Annotated in this window: 1 protein-coding gene and 1 pseudogene; one reads left to right on the plus strand and one right to left on the minus strand. The window is 58.5% G+C overall.

The window, feature by feature from the left end; translation table 11 throughout:
- Nucleotides 1-46: 46 nt before the first annotated feature.
- Nucleotides 47-2,935, minus strand: a pseudogene (locus ACR0AO_RS25230) (Tn3 family transposase).
- A gap of 112 nt (nucleotides 2,936-3,047) precedes the next feature.
- Here ACR0AO_RS25230 and ACR0AO_RS25235 point away from each other — a divergent pair.
- Entirely contained in the window at nucleotides 3,048-3,635 is a 588-nt protein-coding gene (locus ACR0AO_RS25235) for a recombinase family protein (protein WP_480609718.1), read from the plus strand.
- Nucleotides 3,636-3,669: the final 34 nt, after the last annotated feature.

The following is a 3,669-nucleotide window of genomic DNA, read 5'->3' on the forward strand; positions in this document are numbered from 1 at the left end:
GGGGTCTGCTCCGGCTGGGGGCAGAATGACACCCTAAGGTTGGGCGTCATCGATTTTTCCACCTGTATTCGCCTGTGAGCAGGATATGCGCCCACCCGAGCGGCGAGATGTGCGCTAGAAGTTCTGGCGAACAGTCGAGGCCGGTGCCCTTTCGGGCTTCAACTGCTTGGCCAAGATGTTTGGTGTTCCAATAAATGACGATCGCGGCCAGCAGGTTCAGCCCGGCCATGCGATAGTGCTGCCCTTCAGAAGTTCGGTCTCGGATTTCGCCCTGGCGACCGATACGGAGGGCGTTTTTCAATGCATGATGCGCTTCCCCCTTGTTCAGACCGATCTGGGCGCGGCGCTGCATGTCGGCGTCCAGCAACCAGTCGATAATGAACAGAGAGCGCTCGATCCGCCCGATCTCCCGTAAAGCAACAGCCAATTCGTGCTGACGGGGATATGATGCGAACTTCCTCAATAACTGGCTGGGCGGCATGACACCCGCCGCCATGGTAGCGACGGCGCGTAAGATGTCAGGCCAGTTTTCCGTGATCAGCTTTTCTCTGATCTTCCCGCCGACCAGCCCACGGATTTCCTTCGGCGCGGCGGCTGGGTCGAAGAGATAGAGCCGCTTTGAAGGCAGATCGCGGATGCGGGGAACGAAGCGATATGACAGGAGTGCGGTTGCGGCAAAGACATGATCGGTGAAGCCGCCGGTGTCGGCGTATTGCTCTTTTATCTTCTTCCCAACCTCGTTCATCAGCAGGCCGTCCAGAATGTATGGGGCCTCGTTGACGGTCGCAGGGATATTCTGTGTGGCAAACGGGCCGAACTGGTCGGAGACATGGGTGTAAGCCTTCAAGCCGGGCTCTTGTCCATACTTTGCGTTGATGAGGTTCATTGCCTCACCATGCCGCGTTGTTGGAAAGAACTGACCGTCGCTTGAAGCGGTCATGCCGCCGCCCCAGAACCGCGCCATCGGCAAATTGGTCTGCGCCTTGATCACCTTGGCAAGCGCCCTGTTGATGGCATCGCATTCAACATGCCACCGGGACAGGCGCGAGAGTTGGAAGTAGTCATGTGAACTGGTCGCCTCGGCCATTTTGCTGAGGCCAAGGTTCAATCCCTCGGCCAGCAGCACGTTCAACAACCCGATGCGATCCTTGCAGGGAACGCCGGTGCGCAGGTGTGTAAAGGCTTCGGTGAAGCCGATATCGTCATCAACTTCCTGCAGCAGATCGGTGATCCGAACGGCAGGCAGGCGGCCATAGAGATCAAGCACCACGCCATCAGCATTCGCCGGGATCGCTGCCGTCAAACGATCAACCTTGAGAATGCCGTTCTCGATTGAACCGCCGGGAATCGCGCCAGCTCTGGCAGCCTTGGCCAGACGCTTCATACCTTCTGCCAGTCTTGCCTTGCGATCATCGAGCCAGATCTCAGGTTCGAATGGCATCGTCAGGCGAGGGCACGCCTTGGCTGTTTCTATCGGGACCAAAGCCTGTTTCAGATCAGCGTAACGCCGGGAATGGGGCAGCCAGATATCGCCGGATCGAAAGGCTTCGCGCACCTGGAACAACACGGCGACCTGCCAGAGCCGATTGTCACCTGGGTCCTGAGCATTGAGGTGTCGATGCCATTTCGAGGTTCTGCGCAAGAAGCCAACCTGACGGGGCGCATCAGTTTGATCCTGGGCGATGACTTTTGTTGCCTGCGTCAAGGGCGCCGCCACTGGGGCGGCGCAAATATCAAGCGCCCGCAGCATTCTTGGGGCATAGCGCCGGAACCGGTAATATCCATGAACGACATGAGACAGGGCGTCGGCCGCCATCGTGTCGGTCAACTCGGCCGCCGTTGTCACCATACGTTCGAGGTGAGACCAGCCGCACGCAAGTTAAATGGCCGCTTCAAGGGACGCGCCATCCGCCTTGGCTTCCAGCAGGGCGGCACCCAGATCCTTGAAGGATCGTAATGTTTCACGCAGCGATGATCTGGCATCTGCGATACGCGCGTCGGACAACCTCTTCGCATCCCGCCAGGTCTTGCCAACAATCCGGTCGTGGGTTTCGATCACGGCATCGGCGATGGCTGCCTTCCACTCTACCGCACAGACGGCAAGGATCGCCAGGCGCCGGTCACTCGTGATGTCGCGCAACCCGTCGGCAAAGTAGCGCTCGCCCTGGCGGCGCAGGCGGGTGATCCGATGTGGCGGTACGTCGGCCAGAATGTCCGGTGAGAGGTCCAATTCCTGCAAAAACTCCAACCGGTCCAGAAGTCGCGATGCTCCAGCTGAGTTGCTACCTGCCTCGAAACGGCGAAGCCAGATGAACCGGGTGACATTGCCATCCACGATCTCGGTCAACAGCGCGTCCAGGCGTTCTTTCGTTTCATCGTCTATCCTGCCGGTGATCCGGCTTTCGGTCTGGCGCTCAGCCGACACCAGAGCATCTGCGCACAGCCGTTCGATGACAGAGATGCCGGGCAGGATCACCTGCGACCGGCGGCACTCTTCGACAAATCGGCGCGCCAGGTCTTCGTTGGATCGGGCAGTTTCAGCCTCATTCTCAAGCCAGGCTTTCATACTGCGCGCGCCTTGGCCCGAGAACATCTTGAAGCCGTAAATCTGGCGCAGGGCGTGCAGGTGCTGCTGACGGGTTTGACGACGTGCGGCATATGGTAAGACATCGTCACCGGTCAGACCCAACTGGGCCGCGATGAAGCGCAATACCTTTTCCGGGATGACCTCGCCAGATGACAACAGCCGCCCAGGATAGCGTAGGGCGCAGAGCTGAAGGGCAAAACCGATCTTATTCTCCGACCGCCGCCGTTCGTTGATGTGCTCGATATCGTCGTCTGCCAGCGTGTAATGCCGCAAGATTAATGTCTCGTCAGTCGGCAGGTCGAAAAGCGCCGAACGCTGGCGCTCGGTCAGAATGGACCGTCTTGGCATGTTGGGTTGTCCTTGTTAATCAGATGTCTGTTCGGGACACATCTCGCACCAGCAAAATCAACGACTTGCAAGACCAAATACCAAGGGAGTTCAACTGGGACAGCGTGCGGCCATCTATGCCAGAGTTTCCACCGCCGATCAGTCGTGTGACAGGCAGGTGATGGAACTGACTGGTTTCGCAGAACGCTGTGGTTATGAAGTGATCGGTGTCTTCAAAGAAACGGCCTCGGGTGCATCCGCCAATCGTTCCGCCCGGAACCGAATTCTCGACCTGGCTCAGGCACGGCAGATAGATGCCATCCTTGTAAGCGAGTTGTCCCGGTGGGGCCGCTCCACTCGGGATCTATTGGACACGTTGAACAAGCTGGCTGGTTGGAAGGTTTCGGTCGTAGCCATGAGTGGTATGACTTTCGAGTTGGACACGCCGCATGGCCGGATGATGGCGACCATGCTGGCAGGAATTGCCCAATTCGAACGCGACCTGCTCAGCGAACGCGTCAAATCAGGTCTTGCCGCAGCCCGGGCGCGCGGCAAGAAGCTCGGGCGCCAACCCGGACAACGGCCGAAATCCGACAAACTTGCACCGAAAGTCGTTCAAGCCGTGGTGGAGGGTCGCTCATACCGATGGATTGCTCGCGATCTGGGTATCAGCAAAAACACTGTGCTCGACATTATGAAACGTCATCGCGAAAACTCTTAGGGTGTCATTCTGCCCCCAGCCGGAACAGACCCCA

This window comes from Ruegeria sp. AF8 (genome assembly GCF_056541825.1).